Genomic DNA, 17,149 nt, shown 5'->3' with positions numbered 1-17,149 from the left:
TTTACCCTATACACAGGAATATTCATGAATAAAACATTGCTTTACATCATCGCAGGTGCAAGCCTTGGCATTCTTGGCCCAGTGCTTGTTTATTTTGGCAACCCAGCAAACATGGGCGTTTGTGCGGCTTGCTTTTTAAGGGATAGCGTAGGTGCTCTTGGCTTTCACCAAGCCAAGGTCGTGCAGTATCTAAGGCCTGAAATTTTAGGTCTTATCATCGGAGGCTTTCTAGCAAGTATGCTTTGGAGTAGAAATTTCACTCCAGTATCAGGCAGTGCGGCATTTTCTAGGTTTTTCCTAGGTGTGTTTGCTATGATTGGTTGTCTTATCTTTTTGGGTTGTCCATGGAGAGCGTTTTTGCGCCTTGGCGGCGGAGATATGACTGCTATTGCTGGTCTTGTCGGTCTATTTGCTGGCGTTTTTGTTGGACGATTTTTCAAAAAAAATGGTTACGTCATACCTGAAAATGATGCCACGACAAAGCCAGTTGCGTTTTTGCCATTAATCATTGCTATTTTGCTTTTAATAGCCCTTGTCTTTGGTTTAAAACTTGGCGATAATGGTGCATTATTTAGCTCAGAAAAAGGTCCAGGCTCAATGCATGCAAATATCTTTATCTCGCTTGTTTGCGCCATTGTTATTGGCATTTTTATGCAAAGAAGCAAATTTTGCTCAGTTGGTGCGATTAGTAAAGTTTTTGAGCGTGATCTTTCAATGTTTTATGGCATTGTATCTATCATCGTTTTTGCAAGTATCACAAATTTAGCTCTTGGACAATATAAATTTGGCTTTGAAGCTCAACCTATCGCTCATAATGACGTCCTTTGGAATTTCCTTGGCATGAGCTTGGCTGGTCTTTGCTTTAGCCTAAGTTATGGCTGCCCAGGCAAACATTTAGTGCAAATGGGAGCTGGAAATTTAAGCTCAGCTGTATTTGTCTTAGGCATGGGAGCAGGTGCTGCGATAAGCCACAACTTCATACTTGCAAGCTCTGGAGCTGGCATCACTCCTTATGCTCCATATACCGTAGCGATCGGCTTTATCTATGCTATTTATGTTGGAGTTTTTACTAAAAAAGCATAATATAAATTTGGCTGCTTTTGCAGTCAAATTTACTCACTTTTTATATCTACCACCTCATCAAAAAGTTCAAAAAGCTCACGTTGATGTGTGATCATCATCACGCCAAGTTCTCTAAAATCACTCTTTAAATTTTTCAAAATTTCAGCCGCTGAAGTATTATCAAGTGCTGAGGTTGCCTCGTCTAAGAATAAAAATTTAGGCTTTGCAAGATAGACTCTGGCAAAATTTAGCCTCTGAGCCTCGCCTCCACTCATAATCTTAGGATAGTCTAAAATTTCATCTAAATTTTTAAATTTGCTAAGGCCAACTCTGGCTAAAATTTTATAAATTTCACTATCATTTTGTTCATTTTTGTTCGGATAGGAGATGAGTTCTCTTAGGCTAGATCTAACCAAATATGGCTTTTGGGGTATAAACATCACTCCATTTTTTGGCATCAATACTTCTGCTTTGCCATGCTGCCAGAGATTTGCTAGGTATCTAAAAGCCGTACTTTTACCAGCTCCACTCTTTGCATTTAATACCAACCATTTTTTTGGTGTTAAACTAAAGCTCAAGTCCTTAAATAAAATTTCATCGTTTGGCGTCTTTAGTGTTAAATTTTTACAAATCACAGCTTCATCATTTTGACTAAATTCGTGAGCCTTTTTTATTTCACTGAGTATACTCACAAAGGTATATATACGCTCTACGCTAGCAGCAAATTCCATTATCTGCTTGTAATAGTCCATAAACCACGCAAGACCATCTTGAACTTTATAAAATGCTGTTCTTGCCTGCATCATATCACCAAAGCTCATAGTGCCAGCTAGATAAAGTGGCAACGAGGCAAAGATTGGGATGAGGTTTGTTATTTTTAGGTAGCTTGCGCTAAAGCACTCAAGTCTAAATTCGGTATTAATAATATGCTTATAGTTTTTGATTATTTTTAAGAAATCATCTCTAAATCTCGTTTTTTCTCTCTTTTCTCCGTTTAAGAATGCGGCCGCTTCTGCATTTTCTCTAAGGATTAGTAAGTCTGCTCTATAGTTAGCTTCAAGATGTTGTTTTTCAAAATTTAGTGGTTTTAGCTTTTTGCCAATAAGGTGAGTGATGAGTGAACAAATGAGTGTATAGATGATAGCTATGTAGACCAAAAAGCCACTTATCTCTAAATTTATTCCAGCAAGTTCAATCTTTAAAATTTTAGAAGCTTGCCAAAGAATAAAGACGAATGCTATTAAATTTGCGACATTATAAACAAAGGACTTTACTAAATTTACACTTCGCTCGACAAATAAAAAGCTATCTTCGGCTATCCTTTGATCTGGGTTATCAAAATTTGCATTTGTAAGGCTTACTTTATAAAAGCTAGAGTTTTCGAGCCACAGATCTTCTAGTTTTGAGCTTAGACTCTCTCGCCAGGAAATGATGAGAAATTTCTTTAAATAACTGCCACAAACTATGAAAATAACAATAAATAACGTGTATAGTAAAAATTCTCCCACAAGATGTAAGATCACATCCTTGCTAAATGTGCTTAGTGCGTCGTAAAAACGCTTCTCCCACTCATTCATCAAAACTGCTATTTTTGTCACACCAAGACTTGCAAATATCATTAAAGCTAGAACCACCCATGCTTTAAAAGCCTTTTTATTTAGCCAAAACCAAGATGAAATTTCAAAAAATTGCCTTAAAATTCTCAAATTTTTCCTTTAAATTTAAAGGCCCAAGAGCCAAAAAAGGCCTTGGGATTAAATTTAGTATTTGTAGTTAAAGCTTAATGTAAAGCTTCTTGGGTCGCCGTAGAAGTTGTTCATGCCAGCGGTTCTATTGTGTGTATTGTAAAAATACTTTTTATCGGTTATGTTTTTAACGATTAAACCCACGCTGAAGTTGTCATTTATTAAATAGTTGATATTTGCATCCCAAAGTGCATAGCCTTTTTGTTCTGGCACGTAGTATTTTATAGCTGAGCCTGAGCTCATATTGTCTTTCATATAGATACCACTTGTTTTACTTTGGTATCTAACACCTGTGCCAATGCTTAGTTTTTGAGTGCCAACAAGTGGTATTTCATAGCTTGTATAGAGCTTAAACATATGTCTTGGGATATATTTTTTAGCGTCAGCCCCTTTGTTGTAATCAACATTTGATGATGTTTTTCTTTCACTTTTTAGATAGATGCTTTTGTTAAAAGTATACCCAGCCATCACGCTCCATCTCTCAGTTATTGAGCCTGAAATTTCAGCGTCTATACCTCTACTTCTCACTTTTCCCTCAGCGATAGAGTAGTTTGAGTTGTTTGGATCTGTTATGGCTCTATTTTCTTGGATTATTTGAAAGAGCGCCACAGCCGTATTTAACGCACCACCTAAAAACTCAGACTTCACACCTGTCTCAATGTTATATCCTACGACTGGCTCAAGGACATTTTTATTTGCATCAGTTGCGCTTTGAGGCTTAAAAATTTCAGCATAGCTTACGTACCAGCTATGATCTTTTGAAAAGTCCCATGTTAGGCCTGCATAAGGTGAAAATTTTGACTTTGTGATATAGGTGTTAGCAGATCTTGCACCAGTTTTATGATTTTCATTAAAACTGTCATATTTTACCCTAGCAAATCTTCCACCAAGTATCATATGCCACTCATCGCTAAAGTTATATCTAGTGCCAGCTGTTAGAGCTTGCTGGTAAATTGTTTTTGTAAAAGTTTTATTTAAAGTTGCATTTGTTCCACCCCAGTTTGGTTCGGCTATGGCTGAAGAGCTCCAGTTATATATGCCAAGTCCAAGTGATGCTAAGGATATACTTGGCATTCTGATATCATGCTCTACAAATTTCTCCTTACTAAGTGAGCCATTTACGAAGATATCATGTTTTTGTCCAAATAGTTCGTACTTTCCATCTACTCCAAGCTTTAGATTGACCTCTTTTGAGCCATTGTCGTATTTTTGTAAGCGTATATCATGAGAAGGTGCTGCTGGATCATATGGATTCGTTCCACCCATTGAGCCAAATTTTATTATGCCATCGCTTTTTGTATAGTTTAGCTTTGCATAGGCTTTGTAGTCATCATTAAACTGATGAGAAATTTCTGTAAAAGCATTATACTTTTCATAGATGCTATTGTTCCAATTTGCCCCAAAGTAACTCTTTCTATCTAAATTTAAATTATTGCCATCTTTATCAAGCGCTGGTACGCCGTATATGTCATAAACTTCGCTTGTCTTTTGCCATATAAGCCCAGCAGTAAGCAGTGTTTTATCAGTTAAATCAAACTCAAATATCCCGCCCAGCGCTCCACGCCAGCCGTTGCGGTAGTGCTTGTATGTGCCATTTTTGCTTAAAACACCAATGAGTCTTCCACGTACTGAACCAGATTCATTTAATGAGTTGCTAATATCAAATGTGCCTCGGTAATTATCCCAGCTACCTAAATTTAGGCTTGTGTTAAAGGCAAATTCGCTTGTTGGACGTTTGCGGACTAAATTTACAGTACCGCCTGGCTCACCATTACTTTGTGTAAGTCCTGCTGCGCCTCTTAAAACCTCAACTCTATCGTAAAACTCAAGATCTGTAAATTCTTTAGAATAGCCAAGTGGTCCTTGGACTGATGAGGATACAGACGAGGCGATACCATCTTCTTGGATGTTATCTACATCAAAGCCACGCGAATTTATCCTAAGGCGCCCACTGTCGTTTCTAACGGCGATACCAGGAGCATATTGTAAGGCTGAATTTACATCTTTTAAATTTAGATCTTTTATAAGTTGATTTGAAAGGACAGAAACTGATTGTGGTGTCTCTTTTATGCTTAAACCTAGCCCAGTTGCAGTATTCATCCTGTCGGCTGTATATGAGCCAGTACCTTCAGTCTTTGAAAGATCGCTCACCACTTGCACTTCTGCAAGATTAGCATCGCTTGCGAAGGTTTGGTCGTTTGGACTAGTGCTATTTTGGGTAGTGGCTGCATCGTTTGTCTTGTTTAGATCGGTGCTATTTGCTGCACACAGTGTATTTACACTAAGAGCTACTGCAAGTGCAATGGATAACTTGTATCTCATAATATACTCCTATTTTAATAATCATTATTGTTTTGGAATTATATAAATCAGAGATTAAGAAATGATAAAATTTTTGCTTATAATTTACAATTTCTTTATAAATTTTGAAGAGATTTAAATAATAATTTTAAAAATTAAATTTCGTAAGTTAGTGTATTTTAGCCGCCAAATGACGGCTAAGAGCTAAGAGAAGTTATCTTAAAATTTGAATCTTTGCTTTTGCGCGGAGTTTATCAAAATAATCAGCCATAAGTTTTTCTTGCTCACCTTGATAAAGCTCGTTTATAACATTATCCTTAACATCTGCAAAGCTTGGTGTGTATGAGCCGATCTTCTCTTTTACTAAAAACATATCAAAGCTGTCAGGCCCTTGCAAAGGCTGTGTGTAGTCACCGTTATTTGTGCTTGAGATGATCGCAGCAAGCCTTGGATCTATGCTTTGATAGTCCAAACTAACCTCTTGTGTTTGCACGCCGTCTAGTAGCTTCGGACTTGTCTTTTGAGCCTCAAGTAGCTCAGGATCTTTTGCTCTATAAACTACGACTCTAGCGGTGCTAAAGACCTTAAATTTATCAGGATTAGCGTCAAAATACATCTTTGCTTTTTGCTCATTTACATTTTTGCCAGCTTCAGCCAAAATGCTTTTATAAAGCTTTTCTTGAAGCATCTTTTTTTCTATGTTGTTTTTAAACTCCAAAAAGTCCATGCCTTGAGCTTGGATAGAGCTTCTAAACTGCGAATTTGTCATACCATTTTGCTTTGCGATCGATTCGATCCTGTCGTTTAGTTCAAATGGCGTTACGCTAATGTTTAAATTTTTTATCTGAGCATCTTCGAGTCTATCTCTTATGAGCAAATTTAAAGCATCTTGTTCGCTAGCTCTTAGCTGTTCTTTCAAGCTATAAACTTCATAAAGCGTGATTGGTTCGTTCTCTACAATAGCTGCGATACCGTTTATCATCTGAGCCGAATATAAATTTAAAGCACTTAGCATGCCAGCAGCCAAAAAGAGCAATTTTTTCATAATAAAACCTTTATTTAAGTATTTAGTAAATATAATTTTGGGCAATTATAACATAAAAATAAGGCACAAAATGATAGTTACTAGATTTGCTCCGTCGCCTACTGGATATCTACATATAGGCGGACTTAGGACAGCCCTTTATAATTATTTATACGCAAGAGCTAATAATGGAAAATTTTTACTTCGCATCGAAGATACTGATTTAAAACGAAACTCAGAAGAGGCCACGCAAGCCATAAAAGAAGCGTTTGCTTGGTGCAAGCTAGATCACGACGGCGAAGTGACATATCAATCAAAAAGATTTGATCTTTACAAAGAGTATGTTAAAAAACTACTTGAAGAAGGCAAAGCATATAAATGCTATATGAGCAAGGACGAGCTTGAAGAGCTTAGAGCTAGCCAGGAGGCAAGAAAAGAGCGTCCAAAATATGATAATAGATATAGAGATTTTACTGGCACTCCTCCAGCTGGTATCGAGCCAGTCATCCGTATAAAAGCTCCATTAAGTGGCGAAATCGTCATACATGATGGCATAAAAGGTGAGGTTAAATTTAAAGTTGAAGACATATTGGACGACTTTATCATCGCAAGAAGCGACGGTACACCAACTTATAACTTCACGGTCGTAATAGATGACGCACTAATGGGCGTAACAGACGTCATCCGTGGTGACGATCACCTCTCAAATACTCCAAAACAGATCGTTCTTTACGAGGCACTTGGCTTTAAGGTACCAAAATTTTATCACGTCGCTATGATAAACGGAGAGGATGGTAAAAAGCTTAGCAAAAGACACGGCGCAACTGACGTTATGGAGTATAAAAAGATGGGCTACCTGCCTGAAGCGCTCTTAAATTTTCTCGTTCGTCTTGGCTGGAGCCACGGCGATGATGAGATTTTTACTATTGAGGATATGCTTAAATACTTCAATCCAAACGATATCAACAAAAGCTCAAGCACTTACAACGCTCAAAAGCTTGACTGGCTAAATTCTCACTACATTAAGACTTTACCTTACGAGAGGCTAGCGCACGATATGCTTGAGTTTGGCGTAGATTTTAAGGCTTTGGTAAAGGGCGAGCTACTGCTAAATTCGCTCCGTGAGAGATCAAAGACACTAATCGAAATGGCAAATAGCGCAAACGCGATAATTAACGCTCCAAAAAGCTACGATGAGAAAGCTTGGGCTAAATTTATAAATGAAAATAGCAAAGAAATTTTGGCTAAATTTGCTCAAATTTTAGACCGCGACCTTGACGCAAAGGGCTACGAGGAGCTAACTAATAAATTTTTAGAGCAAAATGGCTTAAAGCTAAAAGACCTAGCTCAGGCTCTAAGAATAGCGCTAACTGGCTCAAGCGTGAGCCCAAGCATCTTTGAAGTGCTTGAAGTAGTGGGCAGTAGCGAGACGAAAAATAGAATACAAAATTTATTAAAGGAAGAAAAATGACACATGTAACTAAAGAAGAAGCATTAAACTACCATATAGGCGGTAAGATCGAGATAAAGGTAAAGACGCCTTGCGAAACATCAAGAGACCTTTCAATGGCCTATACGCCTGGCGTTGCAGAGCCTTGCAAAGAGATAGAAGCCGACAATGAGCTAGCTTATAAATATACAAATAAAGCAAATCTGGTAGCCGTTATCACCGACGGCACGGCTGTCCTTGGGCTTGGCGACATCGGCGCCATCGCTGGTAAGCCAGTTATGGAGGGTAAGTCAGTCTTATTTAAAAAATTTGCAAATGTTGATGCCTTTGATATCGAGCTAGACGAGCATGATCCAGATAAGATCGTTGAGATTTGCAAGGCTCTTGCTCCGACATTTGGCGGTATAAATTTAGAAGATATCCGTGCTCCAAAGTGCTTTGAGATCGAGAGAAAGCTTCAAGAAGCAGTTGATATCCCAGTCATGCATGACGATCAGCACGGCACAGCGATGATAACAAGTGCTGGCATGATAAATGCGATGGAAATTTCTGGCAAAGATATCTCAAAGATAAAAATCGTAGTTAGCGGCGCAGGTGCAGCTGGCATAGCGTGCGCGAAGATGTATAAAGCACTTGGTGCAAAACACATCGTGATGATAGATAGTAAAGGCGTCATTCACTCAAAAAGAACAGACCTAACGCCTGAAAAGGTAGAGTTTGCGCTTGAAACTGAGGATAGAACTTTGGCTGATGCGATGAATGGCGCTGACATGTTTTTAGGTCTTTCTAAGCCTGGTGTGCTTACAAAAGAGATGGTTGCGTCAATGAATAAAGAGCCTATCATCTTTGCTTTGGCAAACCCAGTGCCTGAAATTTATCCAGAGGACGTTGAGGCTGTAAGAAGTGACGTTATGATGGGCACAGGCAGAAGCGACTATCCTAACCAAGTAAATAACGTTTTAGGCTTTCCATTCATCTTTAGAGGTGCGCTTGACGTTAGAGCTAAAAAAATCACTGAAAATATGAAAATGGCTGCAGCTAGAGCGCTTGCACAGCTTGCAAAAGAGCCAGTACCAGCTGAAGTTTTAAAAGCAAGTGGTGTTAGCGAGCTAAAATTTGGCAAAGAGTACATCATCCCAAAACCATTTGATAAACGTGTGCTAACAGCGGTTGCTCCAGCAGTTGCGAAAGCTGCAGTTGAAGATGGCGTAGCGAGAGTAAAAGATTTTGATGTTGAGGCTTATAAAGCCAAACTTGCAAAAGGATTTTAAATTTTAGCCCAATTTTTGGGCTAAACTCTTTTGGCATTTTGTAAAGATAAACCTTCTAAAAACAGTAAATTTAAGGATAAAAAATGCAAAACGTGAAGCTCATCTCACACCCACTGATCGAGCATAAATTAACCATTCTACGTGATAAAAATACCCAACCTTTTCAGTTTCGCATGCTAGTTGATGAGATCAGCTATCTTATGATCTTTGAGGCGACTAGAAATTTAAAGGTAAAAGATGTCAAAGTCCAAACCCCAGTTGCGGTGGCAGACGCAAAAAGGCTAACTACAAAGGTGATGATATGCCCTATTTTAAGGGCTGCTCTTGGCATGCTTGATAGCGTCTTTACCATCATACCAGATGCGAGCGTTGGCTTTTTGGGCTTTCAGCGAAACGAAGAGACAGCGCAGGCTGAGTTTTTCTACGCAAAGCTTCCAAAAGACGCAAAAGAGCGCATGGCTATCATCATCGATCCTATGTTTGCGACTGGCGGCACGGCGATAGATGCGGTTAAATTCTTGCGTGAAAAGGGCGTTAAAGAGATCAAATTTATCTCTATCATCGCCGCACCTGAGGGGCTAAAGAGATTTAGTGAAATTTACCCAGACGTCGAGGTCTATACGGCTTCGATCGATGAGAAACTAAACGAGAAAAACTACATCGTACCAGGTCTTGGTGATGCTGGCGATAGAGTTTTTAACACTCTTTAAGGGCTAAATTTGAACAAAAGACTTTTGCCGGCTCTAGTCGCCTTTGTCATTGCCATCATCATCGGTACTTTCTTTTTTTCAAAAGAGGGCGGAGAGGCAAACAAAAACGCTCAAATTTTACTTGAGCAGCTAAACAAAGAGGGGCAAAAGAGCCAGAGCCTCGCAGAAAACGGCTCATACACCTCAAAAGATGAGGTCGCACTTTATATCTATAAATTTAACAAGCTACCAAAGAATTTCATAACCAAAAAAGAGGCAATGGCTCTTGGCTGGGACGCAAAAAGCGGAAATTTATGGCAGATAAGCGGCGGCAAAAGCATCGGCGGGGATAGATTTTCAAACAGAGAAAAGAGGCTGCCTGAGGCTGATGGTAGAAAGTGGTTTGAGTGCGATGTAAATTACAATGGTGGCAGGCGCGGCGCTGAGAGAATTTTATATTCAAACGACGGGCTTATCTACTACACGCCTGATCACTACGAGCATTTTTACCTGCTTTATGAGAAGAGGATGCAATGAAAAGCGTGATATTAGATGCCAAAAAGATGGTCGAAAAAGAGAAGATGCATGAGTATTTTGCTAAGAAATTTGACCTGCCAGAGTACTACGGCAAAAATTTAGACGCGCTCTTTGACTGCCTTTGCGAGATAAATGAGCCAACGCTTATAAAGCTAAAAAATGAAAATGCTTTGGATAGTGCCACAAAAGAGAGCCTAGCTCAGCTATTTCGCGACGTTTGCAACGAAAACGAGATGGTTAAATTTGAGCTTGTAAAAGATGAAAAATGATATTTGGAAAGATTGATTATCTAAACTTACTCCCATTTCACGTATTTTTAAAATCAGCCCCACTAAGCTCTCAGATAAAAAAGGCTATCGAGTTTAAAAAGGGCGTGCCAAGCAAGCTAAACAGAGCCCTAAATGCCAGAAAGATCGACGCTGCGGTGATCTCAAGCATAGCTAGTAAAAAGGCAAATTTAAAGAAGCTAAATTTTGGAATAGTCGCCAAAAAAGATGTAAAAAGCGTGCTTGTGCGCAAAAACTCAGCCCCAAAGCCAGATCCTGCCTCGGCTAGCTCAAACGCCCTAGCCAAGGTGCTTAAGCTAAATGGCGAGGTGGTCATAGGTGACAGGGCGCTAAAGGCATACTTAAGTGAGGGCAAAGAGTACTTTTATGACCTTGGTCAAATTTGGCACGAAAAGACAAATTTGCCCTTTGTTTTTGGTAGGTTTTCTTACGTAAAAAATGGCTCGTTTTACAAAAGACTGGTCGCAAAATTTTTGCAAAAAAATATAAAGATCCCAAACTATATTTTAGCCCAGTACGCTAAAAGTCGCGGCATAAGCGAGCAAGATATAAAGTGGTATCTTAAATTTATAAGCTACAAGATCGGTCCAAAAGAGCAAAAATCACTCCAAAAATTTTTTAAAGAAGATAGATTGTTAAAAGCAGAAAAAAAGAATTAAATTTTTATAGCTTCTTGGCAGCTGCCAAGAAGCTATAAAATTTAGTGGTGCATATGTATATTAGTTGAGTTGTCATCGCTCATATTTTGTATCATCATCTTGTGGTGATCATGCATCGACATATCTGCTGGCATATTCATTTGCATATTCATATGCATATCCATCGCGCCATCATTAGCCTTGTAGCCTGTTATAGTAGGATCAACCATGCCAAATATCATCGCAACGTGTCCGACGGTCAAAAAGAAGATGAGCAGGCAAAAGTGAAGCTTTAACTTTGCTCTTTCGCTAGCGTTTTTATAGATCAAATTTAGCTCTAAAAAGGGCTATGCTAAGAAGTGGGATGACGCCGATGAGATATAAATTTACTCCTAGCCGGGCTAATAGTAAATTTAAGCTAGTCTTTAAACTCGTGTGAGATGACTGGAGAAAATTCCTCCCAATGAAGCTTGGTTTTAAATGTTGGCATCTTGCTTTGAAATGGCTCTTTCTTAAGTGCTGCCATGGCGACACTATCGCCTTTTGGCTTAGCCGGTGCTTCTACGTTTAGTATAGAGCGTTCAAGATCGATGAAATCTTTTAAAATAATAGTATATGATTTAAAGAAATTTGCCTCTTTGTGAGCTAAAAGTAGCGAGCCAAACTCATCTACAAATAAATTTAAGGTCTCAGAAAATAGCTTATTGCTAATATTTTTTGCATCATTAAACTCATCTTTTAAAAATGTAGCCATCGCTAAAAATATAAATCCAACGTAGTCCTCGCTGTCTTTGCAAAGCTCGCTATCACGTCTATATGGGCTTAGTTTTAAACATTCAATAACCCTAAGCCTAGCTGCTCCGTTGTCTCTGCCTTCTTCATAAAATGAGGCACTTAAAGGGATATTTGTAAAGCCAAAAAGAACGTCATTTTGTTCTTTTGAAAATTCTTCAAAGCTAAATTTATCTAAATTTTTAAACGCAATATCACTATCCTCGCTTAAAGGATTTGCGCTTAAGTATTTTAGCTGCTCTTTCCACCTTGCAAATTTCTCATCATTTGTGTAAAAAAACATAGGATATGCTAGAAATTCGTAAAAATATGATCTTGCTTTTATAATGTTTTTATCCATTTAATAAATCCTCTTTCATCGCGTTTATTTGGGCTTGAACCATTAGTTTGGCCTTACAGTCAGCACAGCAGTAAAGCGCTTTTATCTTGACCCTATCGTTGCCAAATCTTGGTTGCATTATAGTTGCGATCTTTTCGACCGCTTTTTTAGTCGCAAACTCTTTTCCGCACTCAACACAGGCAAAAAGCTCATCTCGTGCCAGCTCATTATATGTAAAAAACTCAGGCTTAAGAGAAATTTTTCCAACCTCAAGGCTTATGGTATCTTTTTCAGCACAGCTTAGTTCGCAGTATCCGCAAGCTGTACAGACGCTTGGATTAAATAAAATCGAATTTGTCTTTTTATCAGCCACTAGCGCACTTACGTTACAAGCGCCAACGCAACTTAGACAAAGCGTACAGCTATCAGTGTTTATCTTGACATCGCCGTATCTTATCATCTCGCCGCTTTTTACCACGCCAAGATCTTCACTACCTACTAAAAACTCGAGCCTTTTTGCAAAAATTTCTCTTTTTGGTAAGGCATATTCGTTTATTGTGTGTTGTGAGTCAGCTATAAATTTTGCCTTTTTGAGTGTATCTTCAAGCTCATTTTTATCTTTAGCGTGATAGATCGCCGTCTCTTTAAATTTAAGCTCATAAATTTGATTTAAGATGCTAATGGCGTCTTTTTCGCCTTTGCCAAGAGTTTTGCTAAATAAAATCACACTCGCACCACTTTCTTGAAGCAATGTAAGAAGATGAGCTTGATTTAACATATGTGGTGCTAATATGAAAAAAGGTAGGACATTTTCAGGTAGGCTTATATTTAGCTCGTCTAAATTTGTTTCATTGGAGATTATTAGTGGAATTTTACCTTTGTAAAGTTTGGCAATAGTAGCAAATGAGTTTTGTGGCATAAGTGTAGAGTCAAGAGATCCGCTAGGGCAGACGCTAATGCAGTTGCCACAATTTACACAATCGATTTGTGAAAAAACAAGATGCTTTGTCTCATCTTCTTTTAAAATGGCCACAGTTGGACAAACATCGACACAGCGTCCACAAATTTCATTTCGTCGTTCGTGATATTGACAGATCGAAGAGTCATATTGAGTTAGGCTTTTGTACTTAAATTTTGGAGTTTTTTCATTTAACATTTTAAGCACAGCTTCATCTTCTAGCCCAGCTATTTCATAACAGCCGCTTTGCTTTAGCATATAATCCCTTGCATTTTCAACCAAGAAAAAGTCGCAATCGACCTCAAATTCGTCATTTGCTCTAAGTATCAAAACACTAAGCTCGCCAGCTGCACCATAAATAAATTTCACTTCAAAATGCGTTAATTCAATGACTTTATAGCCATTTTCTTTTAATAAATTTGCTAGCTCCTCACGGCCTGAGTTGCTTACTATTACGACGTTTTTTCCGACTTCTTTTTCGTAATCAACATCCTTTGCCATGTCAAATGCAGTTGCTCTTGCTTCATAAAGCAAAAGTGTATTTTTAGCTTTTTCTAAGACGCTTGCGGTTGTATTTTTTAGATAAAAATTTATCTCAGGTGCGATAATGTTTGCTTTAAGCTTTGGCGAGTTAGAAACTAAATATTCTTCCTTTTCATTATTTATTTCTATCTGTTCATTTAGCATTAAAGTATCGTCAAAATCGTTATAAAAGCCAAATTCTTTCATAATTTCTCCTATTATCAAAAACAGGCTTATTTTAATATTAATGGGATTAATAGACTCTGAATTTTATATGTTCCTTTTTGCTCTAAGGTTTAATTTATAATATTTTTTATGTTAAAATCACGGCTTGGTAAAACTAACTTACTAGGAGCACAAATTGAGCGATTTAAGAGATATCCCACAAGTTGATAAGATCATAAAAAACGAAGCATTTTCAGGATTTGATATAAATTTAGTCACATTGCTTGCGAGGCAAATTTTAAATGAAGTTAGAGCTAAAATTTTAAATGAAAATGCAAATTTTGCGTTGCAAGAAATAATAGATTTAATCCTAAACGAATATCATAAATTTAATGAATCAAGCCTTCAAAGAGTGCTAAATTTAACCGGTGTGACCATTCACACAAACCTCGCTAGAAGCGTCATAGATAAAGAAATTTTAAAGCGAGCAACGCCTGTTATCACAGGATACTCAAATCTCGAATACAACCTAAAAACAGGCAGCCGTGGCAACAGATACGACTACGTTGGCTCGCTAATAGCAAGGGCCTTTGGCTTTGAAGACGCCATCGTTGTAAATAACAACGCAAGCGTTGTATTTTTGGTGCTAAACACCTTTGCAAAGGGCAGGGAAGTGGTCGTTAGCAGAGGCGAGCTAGTCGAGATCGGCGGTAGTTTTAGAGTACCTGAGGTGATGGCAAATGCAGGTTGTATCTTAAAAGAGGTCGGCACTACGAACAAAACTAGGCTAAGAGACTACGAAGAGGCGATCAGTGACGAAACGGCAATGCTTGTAAAGGTTCATAGATCAAATTTTGACATCGTTGGCTTTAGCGAAGAGACCACGGCAAATGAGCTAAGCGAGCTAGCAAGCAGGCAAAATTTGATAGATTATTTTGATCTTGGCAGTGGTTTTTACGGAAATTTGCCGTTTAATCTTGACAAAAACGAGCCAGATCTAAAAAATTTAAAAGATGTTTCGCTAGTTAGTTTTAGTGGCGATAAGCTGCTTGGTGCGGTGCAGTGTGGCATAATTGTCGGCAAAAAAGAGCTCATCGCAAAGCTTAGGAAAAACCAGCTTTTAAGGATGCTTCGCGTAGATAAAGTGATCATCTCGCTTTTGGCTGAGAGCATGAAAGCTTATTTAAATAAAGAATTCGAGCTAATCACAACGCAAAAACTGCTTCACAAAAGCGTAAAAGAGCTTGAAAACTTAGCAAATTTTATAAATAAAAATCTAAAAACACCGCTTGAGATAGTTCGCACACAAACCTTTGTAGGAGGTGGGGCGATGCCAAATAAAAAAATTCCAAGCGTGGCTTTGGCAGTTAGCGGAGATGCAGTTTTAAATGAGCAGAAATTTAGGCAAAAAAAGGTGATCGGCCGCATAGAAAATGATAAATTTTTACTTGATTTAAGAACACTTTTAGATGACGATGTAAATGAACTAATAAAAATAATAAATGAAACGGAAGAAAAATGAGTCTAATAATAGGAACAGCAGGGCATATCGACCACGGAAAAACCGCGCTTATAAAGGAGCTAAACGGCTTTGAGGGGGACAATCTTGAAGAGGAAAAAAAGCGTGGCATAACGATCGATCTAAGCTTTTCAAATTTAAGCAAAAATGATGAGAATATCGCGTTTATCGACGTGCCTGGGCATGAAAATCTCATAAAAACGATGATAAGTGGCGCGTATGGCTTTGACGCGTGTTTATTTGTAGTGGCAGCAAATGACGGCCTTATGCCTCAAAGCTTGGAGCACCTTGAAATTTTAAATCTTCTTGGTGTGAAGTCTTTGATCGTGGCACTTACTAAGTGTGACCTCGTAGATGAAGCGACTATAAATTTAAGAAAAAAAGAGATAAGAGATGAAATTTCTAAATTTAAAAACCTGCAAATTTTAGAAATTTTTGCCGTTAGTATAAAGGATAAGGCAAGTATCGACGAGCTTAGAAACTACCTCTTTACGCTAAGAGCTAAAAAGCGCGATGAGGAGGGCGTTTTTAGATACTACATCGATAGGGTCTTTAGCCTAAAAGGTATCGGAAATGTCGTGACTGGCACCGTTATAGAGGGAAGCGTTAGTAAAAATGAGAAACTTTTTAACTATGACGCTGGTAAAGAGGTGCTAGTAAGAAGCGTGCAAAGCCACGATAAATTCGTTGATAGCGCAGGGGTTAGCAGCCGCGTGGCGCTTAATCTAACTGGCATTGAGCTTAATGAGTTAAAAAAAGGGCAGTTACTTAGTAAAAAAGGCTATTTTAGGGGATTTAGAGAGGTTGACGCGGTCGTAACTGCTAAAAATCTCATTCACTCGCAAAGCGTAACCTTTTGCGTGGGCGCTAAAAACGTCCCTGCAAAGGTGCTAATCCTTAGCCAAAAAGATGATAGCTACTTTGTTACCTTTAAATTTCAAAGCGATATGTTTTTGAAATTTGATGAGGCCTTTGTGCTTATCTCAGACGCTCGTGTGATAGGAGGTGGCAGAGTGCTAAATCCTGTGCTTGAGCCACTAAAAAAAGCTGGCAAAATTCTCTTTTTGGCTGCACTTTTAAAGCATGATTTCATTGGGGCATTTTCTATACTTAAAGAAGCCCACAAAAATGGCTTTGGCATTATCTCTTCTTATCAAAGGTTTGGACTAAGTCACGAAGAGGCAGTAAATGTGGCTAAAAAAGTCTCAAACGTTTTTGTTGATGAAAAGGCTTTAAATATCTACGATCTAAGCGCGGTTGAGCGGATAAAGTCTGTGGTTAAATTTATGATAGAAAAAAATGAATTTGCCGTTTTCTCAGCTCAAAGTATAAGCTTAAAGCTTGCTTGGGCTAGTCAAAATTTGGCTCAAAAAGCACTTGATGAGCTTGAAAGTATAAACTTAATCTCTAAAAATGATGGCGTCTATACAAAAAAGGGCGTTGATATAAGCAAACTAAAAGTAAGGCTTGAAGAGAAAATTTATGAAATTTTAGAAAGCGGAAAGCTAGCTCCAACGGCACCTTATAATATATATGATGAGCTGGAAATAGATAGACTAAGTGGCGATAATGCCCTTAAAAAACTAACTGCAATGGGCAGAGTTGTAAGGCTGGAGCATAATCTTTTTATCACTAGAAATTCGCTAAAAATGGCACTTGATAAGCTAAGAGAGATCATCAAAAATCAAGGCTTTGTAAATGTCACAAATGCTAAGGATGCACTAAATTTAAGCAGAAAATATGTAATAGCTTATCTTGAGCAACTTGATCTTGAGAGTGACATAATGAAGCAAGGAAATGATAGAGTCTTTCGCGGTTAGTATTCATTTACAAAAAGCAAATATAATCCGCCAAATTTTTAAAAAGGAAA

Annotated in this window: 15 protein-coding genes; 9 read left to right on the top strand and 6 right to left on the bottom strand. The window is 38.2% G+C overall.

Annotation, left to right across the window (positions count from 1 at the left end):
• Positions 1–24 precede the first annotated feature (24 nt).
• The gene (gene yedE / locus ATCC51562_RS04115) at positions 25–1,083 is read left to right on the top strand and encodes a YedE family putative selenium transporter (RefSeq protein WP_021090597.1); all 1,059 of its coding nucleotides are present in this window, start codon (positions 25–27) and stop codon (positions 1,081–1,083) included.
• Between the two features lie 29 nt (positions 1,084–1,112).
• Here the strand turns inward: yedE and ATCC51562_RS04110 are convergent, their stop codons facing one another.
• The 3 genes from ATCC51562_RS04110 to ATCC51562_RS04100 all read right to left on the bottom strand — a co-directional run bounded on the left by ATCC51562_RS04110 (position 1,113) and on the right by ATCC51562_RS04100 (position 6,153).
• The gene (locus ATCC51562_RS04110) at positions 1,113–2,768 is read right to left on the bottom strand and encodes an ABC transporter ATP-binding protein/permease (protein ID WP_021090809.1); all 1,656 of its coding nucleotides are present in this window, start codon (positions 2,766–2,768) and stop codon (positions 1,113–1,115) included.
• 54 nt (positions 2,769–2,822) lie between these two features.
• The gene (locus ATCC51562_RS04105) at positions 2,823–5,129 is read right to left on the bottom strand and encodes a TonB-dependent siderophore receptor (protein WP_021090727.1); all 2,307 of its coding nucleotides are present in this window, start codon (positions 5,127–5,129) and stop codon (positions 2,823–2,825) included.
• Between the two features lie 193 nt (positions 5,130–5,322).
• Positions 5,323–6,153 carry a peptidylprolyl isomerase gene (locus ATCC51562_RS04100; RefSeq protein ID WP_021091056.1) on the bottom strand — a complete coding sequence of 277 codons (831 nt, stop codon included), beginning with the start codon at positions 6,151–6,153 and terminating at the stop codon, positions 5,323–5,325.
• A 70-nt stretch (positions 6,154–6,223) separates the two neighbouring features.
• On the opposite strand from ATCC51562_RS04100, the gene gltX reads away from it, so the two are divergent.
• The 6 genes from gltX to ATCC51562_RS04070 all read left to right on the top strand — a co-directional run bounded on the left by gltX (position 6,224) and on the right by ATCC51562_RS04070 (position 11,025).
• Positions 6,224–7,603, top strand: coding sequence for a glutamate--tRNA ligase (gene gltX / locus ATCC51562_RS04095; protein ID WP_021090970.1), 1,380 nt, complete (start codon positions 6,224–6,226; stop codon positions 7,601–7,603).
• Positions 7,600–8,853, top strand: a complete 1,254-nt coding sequence (locus tag ATCC51562_RS04090) for a malic enzyme-like NAD(P)-binding protein (RefSeq protein WP_021090804.1) — start codon at positions 7,600–7,602, stop codon at positions 8,851–8,853. Before gltX ends, ATCC51562_RS04090 begins: the two co-directional genes overlap by 4 nt.
• Before the next feature lie 83 nt (positions 8,854–8,936).
• Complete coding sequence (upp, locus tag ATCC51562_RS04085) at positions 8,937–9,563, top strand: uracil phosphoribosyltransferase (protein ID WP_004317747.1); 627 nt, start codon at positions 8,937–8,939, stop codon at positions 9,561–9,563.
• 9 nt (positions 9,564–9,572) lie between these two features.
• The gene (locus ATCC51562_RS04080) at positions 9,573–10,079 is read left to right on the top strand and encodes a ribonuclease domain-containing protein (RefSeq protein ID WP_021084510.1); all 507 of its coding nucleotides are present in this window, start codon (positions 9,573–9,575) and stop codon (positions 10,077–10,079) included.
• Positions 10,076–10,348: a barstar family protein gene (locus ATCC51562_RS04075; protein WP_021090716.1), complete on the top strand. Its 273-nt coding sequence runs from the start codon at positions 10,076–10,078 to the stop codon at positions 10,346–10,348. The genes ATCC51562_RS04080 and ATCC51562_RS04075 overlap by 4 nt, the downstream gene beginning before the upstream one ends.
• Positions 10,345–11,025, top strand: coding sequence for an MqnA/MqnD/SBP family protein (locus ATCC51562_RS04070; protein WP_021090752.1), 681 nt, complete (start codon positions 10,345–10,347; stop codon positions 11,023–11,025). The genes ATCC51562_RS04075 and ATCC51562_RS04070 overlap by 4 nt, the downstream gene beginning before the upstream one ends.
• Before the next feature lie 41 nt (positions 11,026–11,066).
• On the opposite strand, the gene ATCC51562_RS09415 is transcribed toward ATCC51562_RS04070, so the two are convergent.
• The 3 genes from ATCC51562_RS09415 to ATCC51562_RS04055 form a co-directional block, all read right to left on the bottom strand.
• Positions 11,067–11,333 (bottom strand): DUF6803 family protein, encoded by a 267-nt coding sequence (locus tag ATCC51562_RS09415; protein WP_021090610.1) that lies wholly within the window; start codon positions 11,331–11,333, stop codon positions 11,067–11,069.
• 89 nt (positions 11,334–11,422) lie between these two features.
• Entirely contained in the window at positions 11,423–12,136 is a 714-nt protein-coding gene (locus ATCC51562_RS04060) for a hypothetical protein (protein WP_021090953.1), read from the bottom strand.
• On the bottom strand, positions 12,129–13,802 hold the full coding sequence (locus tag ATCC51562_RS04055; protein ID WP_021091026.1) for a 4Fe-4S binding protein: 1,674 nt from the start codon (positions 13,800–13,802) through the stop codon (positions 12,129–12,131). The genes ATCC51562_RS04060 and ATCC51562_RS04055 overlap by 8 nt, the downstream gene beginning before the upstream one ends.
• Before the next feature lie 154 nt (positions 13,803–13,956).
• Here ATCC51562_RS04055 and selA point away from each other — a divergent pair, with 154 nt between their 5' ends.
• Together selA and selB are read left to right on the top strand one after the other, a co-directional pair.
• Entirely contained in the window at positions 13,957–15,282 is a 1,326-nt protein-coding gene (gene selA, locus ATCC51562_RS04050; protein WP_021090533.1) for an L-seryl-tRNA(Sec) selenium transferase, read from the top strand.
• Positions 15,279–17,099, top strand: coding sequence for a selenocysteine-specific translation elongation factor (gene selB, locus ATCC51562_RS04045; protein ID WP_021090999.1), 1,821 nt, complete (start codon positions 15,279–15,281; stop codon positions 17,097–17,099). The genes selA and selB overlap by 4 nt, the downstream gene beginning before the upstream one ends.
• The last annotated feature ends 50 nt before the right edge of the window (positions 17,100–17,149 follow it).

Source organism: Campylobacter concisus ATCC 51562, from assembly GCF_000466745.1.
In the GTDB taxonomy this organism is placed as follows: domain Bacteria; phylum Campylobacterota; class Campylobacteria; order Campylobacterales; family Campylobacteraceae; genus Campylobacter_A; species Campylobacter_A concisus_B.
Note: the sequence above shows the minus strand (reverse complement) of the source record. Positions and strands in the feature narration are given on the sequence as shown.